The sequence below is a fragment of the Gordonia sp. NPDC003585 genome (assembly GCF_040610755.1).
Classification (GTDB): Bacteria; Actinomycetota; Actinomycetes; order Mycobacteriales; family Mycobacteriaceae; genus Gordonia.
This window is the reverse complement of the sequence record NZ_JBEXMX010000018.1, coordinates 59,308-66,349: the sequence shown is the minus strand read 5'-3', so window position 1 is coordinate 66,349 and position 7,042 is coordinate 59,308. Positions and strand designations below refer to the sequence as shown.

General features: G+C 65.2%; 7 protein-coding genes and 1 pseudogene. 4 read left to right on the top strand and 4 right to left on the bottom strand.

The genetic code is table 11. The features are described 5' to 3' along the window. Both ABZW74_RS07110 and ABZW74_RS07105 read left to right on the top strand, forming a co-directional pair. A pseudogene (locus tag ABZW74_RS07110) lies at positions 1-278 on the top strand (TPM domain-containing protein); the annotation flags it as partial. A 139-nt stretch (positions 279-417) separates the two neighbouring features. Then, on the top strand, positions 418-2,490 hold the full coding sequence (locus tag ABZW74_RS07105) for a PhoX family phosphatase (RefSeq protein WP_355275212.1): 2,073 nt from the start codon (positions 418-420) through the stop codon (positions 2,488-2,490). A 9-nt stretch (positions 2,491-2,499) separates the two neighbouring features. On the opposite strand, the gene ABZW74_RS07100 is transcribed toward ABZW74_RS07105, so the two are convergent. Genes ABZW74_RS07100 through ABZW74_RS07090 form a run of 3 tightly spaced genes read right to left on the bottom strand, consistent with a single transcriptional unit; the run spans position 2,500 to position 3,909 of the window. Next, the gene (locus ABZW74_RS07100) at positions 2,500-2,724 is read right to left on the bottom strand and encodes a PLD nuclease N-terminal domain-containing protein (RefSeq protein ID WP_355275210.1); all 225 of its coding nucleotides are present in this window, start codon (positions 2,722-2,724) and stop codon (positions 2,500-2,502) included. Positions 2,725-2,734: 10 nt separating this feature from the next. After that, positions 2,735-3,460: a hypothetical protein gene (locus ABZW74_RS07095; protein WP_355275208.1), complete on the bottom strand. Its 726-nt coding sequence runs from the start codon at positions 3,458-3,460 to the stop codon at positions 2,735-2,737. Beyond that, entirely contained in the window at positions 3,457-3,909 is a 453-nt protein-coding gene (locus ABZW74_RS07090) for an ATP-binding protein (protein WP_355275217.1), read from the bottom strand. Before ABZW74_RS07090 ends, ABZW74_RS07095 begins: the two co-directional genes overlap by 4 nt. A gap of 207 nt (positions 3,910-4,116) precedes the next feature. On the opposite strand from ABZW74_RS07090, the gene ABZW74_RS07085 reads away from it, so the two are divergent. Next, entirely contained in the window at positions 4,117-4,584 is a 468-nt protein-coding gene (locus tag ABZW74_RS07085; protein ID WP_240855386.1) for a MarR family transcriptional regulator, read from the top strand. Between the two features lie 18 nt (positions 4,585-4,602). Then, complete coding sequence (locus ABZW74_RS07080; RefSeq protein WP_355275205.1) at positions 4,603-5,883, top strand: MFS transporter; 1,281 nt, start codon at positions 4,603-4,605, stop codon at positions 5,881-5,883. A 468-nt stretch (positions 5,884-6,351) separates the two neighbouring features. Here the strand turns inward: ABZW74_RS07080 and ABZW74_RS07075 are convergent, their stop codons facing one another. Next, entirely contained in the window at positions 6,352-7,041 is a 690-nt protein-coding gene (locus ABZW74_RS07075) for an XRE family transcriptional regulator (RefSeq protein WP_240855390.1), read from the bottom strand. Between the last annotated feature and the right edge of the window lies 1 nt (position 7,042).

Sequence of the window (7,042 nt, the reverse complement as noted above, 5' to 3'; positions counted from 1 at the left end):
CCCTCGCCGACCAGGCTTTGATGGCCGCGCAGGGCGACGTGGTGAGCTGGCAGAACACGCAGACGCCCCGCTCCGATGGCGCATCGACGGCGGGCGCGGTACTCGGCGGCATCCTCGTCGACAGCTTCCTGCGCGGCAGCATGGGCGGCCGCGGACGCGGCTACGGGGGCGGATTCGGCGGGGGTTTCGGGGGCGGATTCGGAGCCGGTGGTCGGAGCCCGGGGTCCTTCGGTGGCTCGAGCAGTTCGGGTCGGATCGGAGTGGGCGGTCGATTCTGACCGTCGGCCACCGCTTGTCCGTTTTGTTCGCCTTCCGTTCACCGCAGGGTGTCCGGGACGTTCCTTCGCGCACCTAACGTCGAATCCGGTTCTCCAACATCCCCGGAGACTGTCCCACGCAAATCGGGGAGGATTCCGCGTGCGTATTCCGTTGCAACTGTTCACCAATGGTGGTGCCGAGGTCGGCCGGTCGGCCCGTGCTCGCGTGACGTGCCGGTACAAGTGCGGCAGCGCCTGCTGGCATGAGCCCGGAAATAGCAGCGACAACAACTACTTTCGCGACATCGCGCGTACCGGTGTGTCTCGACGGACGGTGCTCCGTTCGACCGCGGGTGCGGCCGTTGCAGTGGGCGCTTCGTCGGTGCTCGCCGCATGTGGCGACTCTTCGGAGTCCGCCGCCCCAAACTCCGGCGCATCGCCGTCCGGCATGAACTTCACCGCGGTGCCGCCCAATACCGAAGACACACTGGTGATTCCCGACGGATACCGGCAGCAGGTGGTGATCCGCTGGGGCGATCCGGTGCTGCCCGGTGCGCCTGCATTCGACTTCGGTGCGCAGACCCCGCAAGCGCAGGCAATGCAGTTCGGGTACAACAACGACTTCGCCGGCCTCATCCCGGTCGACGGTGTGAGCAACCACTTCTACCTGGTATGCAACCAGGAGTACACCTCCGAAGAGTTCATGTTCACCGGCTATGTCCCCAAGCAGCCCACCGAGGATCAGGCACGCATCGCGATGGCCGCGCATGGCATCACGGTGCTGGAGGTGAGCGCCACGCCCGGCGTAGGATCTCTCGATCCGGTTGTCGGAGAACGTAACCGCCGGATCACGGCGTCGACGCCGTTCCAGCTCACCGGCCCGGCCGCGGGCAGCGAGTTCGTGCGCACTTCAGCCGACCCCGCGGGTACCACCATCCTCGGCACCATCGCCAACTGCTCCGGCGGGCTCACCCCGTGGGGCACCATGCTCTCCGGCGAGGAGAACTTCAACAACTACTTCTCCAACGCGAGCAAGGTCACCGACAAGACGGCGAGCGAGAACCTCGATCGCTACAGCTTCGACGACGACGCCGACGAGCACCAGTGGGGCCGATACGAGAAGCGATTCGATCTGGCCCAGGAGCCCAACGAGGCCAACCGATTCGGATACGTCGTCGAGGTCGATCCGCACGACCCGGCGTCGACGCCGATCAAGCACAGCGCCCTCGGCAGGCTCAAACATGAGTCCGCGACCATCCACGTCGTGTCGAGGGGCCCGGAAGCCGGGACCGTGGTCGCCTACAGCGGCGACGACGAACGGTTCGAGTACATCTACAAATTCGTGTCGACGCGGCGGATGAAGACCGGACTGTCGAAGGCCGCGCGGGCACACAATGCGGGAATCCTCGACGAGGGCACCCTGTACGTCGCCACGTTCACCGGCAACGACCCCGGTGCCATCGACGGCAGCGGAAAGCTCCCGCCCTCAGGCACATTCGCCGGTTCGGGCAGTTGGAAGCCGCTACTCACCGTTCGGCCCGACGGCAGCGCCCAATCACACATCGAGGGGATGTCGCCGGAGGAGGTCGCGGTGTTCACCCGGGTCGCCGCCGACCGCGCCGGTGCCACCAAGATGGATCGGCCCGAAGACATCGAGCCGCATCCGATCACCGGAAAGGTGTACTGCGCGCTCACCAACAACTCCAAGCGCGGCACCGACGGCGAGGCCGCCGCCGACACCGCAAACCCGCGCAACGAGAACAAGAACGGTCAGATCATCGAGATCACCGACAACCACACAGGCACCGACTTCACCTGGGACCTACTTCTGGTGTGCGGCGATCCGGCCGAGGCCGACACCTACTTCGCCGGCTTCGACAAGACCAAGGTCAGCCCTATCTCGTGCCCGGACAACGTGGCCTTCGACCCGCACGGCAACCTCTGGATCTCCACCGACGGCAACGCGCTCGACAGCAACGACGGTCTGTTCGCCGTCGCACTCGACGGCGAACACCGCGGGCAGACAAAGCAATTCCTGACCGTGCCGAAGGGCGCGGAGACCTGCGGACCGATCATCGGCACCGACCGCGTCATCGTGTGCGTGCAGCACCCCGGCGAGGAGGACGACCACTCGGCCGACAACCCGGCGTCGAACTGGCCCGACGGCGGCAACGCCCAACCGCGTCCGGCCGTCGTCGCGGTATGGCGGGACGCGGGCCCGATCGGGGTGTAGCCCCGTGTCTCAGTCGGTCTTGCGGCCCGTGACGAAGTAGGCGATCGGGCCGAAGAAGTTCACGAAGCTCAGTGCCACCCACTTGCGTTTGCCGCCGTTGATCTCCGAAGCCGGGCGGCGCGCGATATCGACGAGCGCAGCAACCTGCAACCCGATCTGTACGACCGTGCCGATTCGAATCAGTGCCTGGGACCGCGGGGAGAGATCGCTGAATCGCTCCTTGGGACTTCTCACGTTAGCCAGATTACTCTGACGTCCCTGAACCATCGTCGCGTCGGCCGCGGCGTCTGGTCGTGGGGACTTCGAGATGTGGGATCGCGCGCCTCAAGAACCCATCGAAGTTCGGCACTGTGAAAGCTGCATAGCCGTGACTGGGCGTAAAGAGGAGGCCCATGTTGATGAGCTCGGCCCGCGTCGGCCCTACCTGAGTCGACTCGCGACCCATGCTGCGTGCGACGTCACCGGCTTTGTGTGGCTCGGGACCCAACTCCGCCATTGCCCGCATGTAGGCGGTCTGCAGCGCGGTGGCGCGGTCGAGTCGGACGCGGAAGAAGGAGGAGTCAAGTTTGGCGTCGTACGCTTCGCGCGCGACCTCCACATCCTCGCGCGAGATGGATTCGCCTTCGGCGACCTCCCAAGCCTGGTATCCCAACTCCTGCAAGAAGTACGGATAGCCTTGCGTGATCTGCACAGCCAGCTCAAGGGCGGCGTGTTCGAAAGTCACCCCCTCCTGCTCGGCGGCGCCCGCCAGCGCACGATGCGCAGCTGACTCGTCGAGTGAACCGATGCCCGGAAAAGTGAAGAGGCGCTCCGCATACGACTTGGCGTCACCGGCGAGCTCCGCGATTTGCGGTAACCCCGCGCCCACGAACGTGATTGGCAACTTTCGCTGGACGGTCTTGTGAATTCCCTGGATCACAGCCTCCAACTGGGTCTTTCGCAAGAACTGAACCTCGTCCACCAGAATCACGATGCCTCGACCAGCCTCACCGGCCACCTCGCCGAGAGTGACCAAGACGTCGGTGAGGTCCATGGACAAGTTCCCGTGGTCTGCCAGTCCATCCTCGACAGCGACATCCCACGAAACAGACAATCCAGCCGCCGACACGCTGAAGGACGACAGTGCGGACGCCGCCCGATGCGCTCTGTCAGTCCATCGTTGTCTCGGGGAGATCTGGAGGAGGGCTGCGCGCAACACAGAGAAGAGCGTGCCTCAAAGTGCGCGTCGTCGTTTCTGCTGGCTTCGAACTCAGCCACTTGCCAACGAGACTCACGCGCCCGCTCGGCGAAGAGATTGAGCACCACAGTCTTGCCCACGCCGCGCAGGCCGGTGATGATCATCGACTGCTCAGTTCGCCCCCGCGATAGCCGAGCAAGGAGTACTTCAAAGGTTGAAACGAGTTCATCGCGGCCAGCCACAACCTCCGGCTCAGCGCCTGCGTTCGGTGTGTAGGGATTGCGAAGTCGGTCCACGGACCGACTTCATCAAGAGCTAGCCGAGTTTATCCGCAGATAATAAAGCGTCCTAATATTCCTAAGGCCGGCGATCGCGCCCAACACCGCGCGTGCCCAAGGTCACAACGGTCCGACTTTTACTTCGTATCCCTAAGTATTAGGCTTACGAATGTGTCTGATGTCGAACCCTCCGCCCTGGCGGCCGCCCTGCGGCCGACGCTGACGCGGCTCTACCTGGCACTTCGACGCCACACGCCGATCCGTGAGTACACGGCGGCGCAGGCGTCGGCACTGTCCGTACTGCTCGACCACGGTCCGATGCGGATGGGCGAACTCGCCGACCGCGAGTCCATCCGCATGCCGACGGCCACCGCCCTCATCGACGGTCTGGCTCGGAACGGCCTCGTCGAACGTCATGCGGATCCCGAGGATCGGCGGGCCGTCCTGGTCGGGCTGACCGACCACGGCGTCGACGTTCTCGACCGGGTTCGCGGACAACGCGACAGCATTCTGACCGAAGCAGTGGCACAACTGAGCGACGCCGATCGCGCAGCACTCGACGCCGCCGCACCAGCGTTGGAGCGTCTGCGCGAGCAACTCGAAATCCAGCCGGCCCGCGCCGACGCACCCACCGATTGATCACGCGAGGAATCACCTATGACAGTCACCGAGAATCGGCCAGCTTCTTCGGAAGTAGCCGACCATCAAGAACATTCGCTCATCGAGGCGTTCCGCGGACAGCCCCGCACGGTCTGGGTGACGGCCTTCGCCGCAGTCATCGCGTTCATGGGCATCGGTCTCGTGGATCCCATCCTCAACAGCATCGCCGAGGCGCTCAATGCGCCGCCGGAGAAGCTGACCCTGCTGTTCGGCGTGTACGTCGGCGTGCAGTGTGTCGCCATGCTGCTGACCGGTTGGGCCGCTTACCGTTTCGGCCCCAAGCGCACCCTCACCGTTGGCCTTGCCTTCATCGTCGTGGCGGCCGGTATCTCGGCCTTCGCCAGCGGCATCGACCAACTCATCGCCTACCGCGTCCTCTGGGGACTCGGCAATGCCCTGTTCATCGCGACCGCACTCGCCTTCATCGTGACCGCTGCCAAGGGCAGCCAGCACGGCGCGATCATGCTGTATGAAGCCGCGCTCGGCGTCGGTCTGGCGATCGGCCCGCTGCTGGGAGCCGTTCTGGGCGAATGGACGTGGCGCGCACCGTTCGCCGGGACCGCAATCCTGATGCTGATCGGCGCCATCCTCTGCGCGGTCATGCTGCCCACCGACGGACCGCGCACCGAGCGAGTCCCGGTCCGGATCGTCGACCCGCTGAAGGCGCTGCGCAACCGCACCCTGCTCATCACCTCGATCGGCTCGGCGTTCTACACCGGCGCTCTGTTCACCGTCATCGCCTGGGCACCCATCGCCATGGGACTGCGGCCGATCTACGCCGGCCTGGTGTTCTTCGGCTGGGGTCTGCTGACCGCCCTCGCAGGTGTCTTCGTCGCACCGTGGCTCGCGCAGCGGATCGGGCAGAAGGGCGGCGTCATCACCGCCATCGCGACCTACGCGGTGGTCATGGCGCTCGCCGGCATCGGCACCCTCGACGACCAGGTCTGGCTCATCGGGCTCGCGGTCATCATCTCCGGCATCCCGTCGGGCTTGCTCAACACGCTGTTCACCGGCGTCGCGATGTCGGCGAACGGTCCGGAAACCCCACGCTCGGTGTCGAGCGCCGGTTACAGCTTCCTGCGCTGGATGGGTGCCGCCGTGGCCGCCGTCCTGGTCGCGCACCTCGCCGAATGGTTCGGATCGCATGCCGCACCGTGGTGGTTCGCCGCGGCCTACTGCGTGGTCGCCGTCTGTGCCGTGTCGTTCGTCGGCGGACGCAAGGCGGTCGGCAAGACGGTCGATGAGGACGCCGCGCTCATCGGTGCCGAGGAGTACTAGTGAGCCGCCGGGCCACTGAAAGTATGGGAAGGTTCTTCCCCTACTTTCGTCCCCGGCTTGTTGAGTCGTCCGTGAGAAATTTCGCGGGGAAGACTCCAGGGGTAGGGGACGAGTTTCTTCCCCTAGTTTCTTGCGGTGCGACGGCTGGAGTGACCGAGCACGCCAGGTGTCGAGGCCGAGCAGCCAACGTCGTGGTAGAAGGTGTCGCGTATGGGGCACCTTCTGCTACAACGTTTCTCCTGACCCGTCGGGGTGTCCTCTGTCGCGCGCCGACGGACACTTCCCGCTTCCACGATCGCCGACGATGTCGGAGACCACTGGGTCGCGGACACGTTTGTCTCACCGGATTTCGATACGGCTCGACCTCGGGGGCTCGCCTACTCAATCACCAGGACGCCCCTCGACAAGGGCTCACCTACTCGATCAGCAGACGGAGATCCCGACGAGCCAGCGGTAGGCGCCGAGAGGTCAGATGGCCGAGTCGGGGAAGGCGATCACCGAGAGGAAGCGGCACGGCAGTTCGACCAACTCGACCGGACCGTGCGCGCCTTCCCCGTCGAGCTGGAGTGCGTCGCCCGGCCGCATTCGGTACACCGAGCGGCTGTGGGCGTAGTCCATCGACCCCTCGAGCATGTAGATGAACTCGGTGCCCGGATGCTGGAACAGCGGCTGGGTCACCGACTTCTCGGTCAGCGTCACCAGCAGGCATTCCAGGCGCTTGTGCTCACCGCGCAGCGACCCGAGCAGCTCGTACTCGTGGCCCTCACGGGAGCCCTCGCGAATGATCTGGGAGCCTTCGTTCGCCTTGACGAACACCGCCGAACGTTCCAGGTCGGCGCCACGGAACAACGACGTGACCGAGACGTCGAACCCGTGGGATAGACGAGCGAGAGTACTCAGACTGCACGACGTCTGAGCATTCTCGATCTTCGACAGCATCGCCTTGGAGATGCCGACCTTGGCCGCCATGTCGCCGACCGACAACCCCTCCTGCTGACGGAGCCTGCGCACGTTGCGCGCAATCGCGGCCTCGAGTTCCAGTTCCTCGACGGGCTGGTCGACGGGGCGTTCTCGCGCGGTTCCGGATTGATTCCGGATCAGGGGCTCGTCCACCACGCCAGGATAGTGACGCCCGGCGTCCACTGTCAGGAGACACACG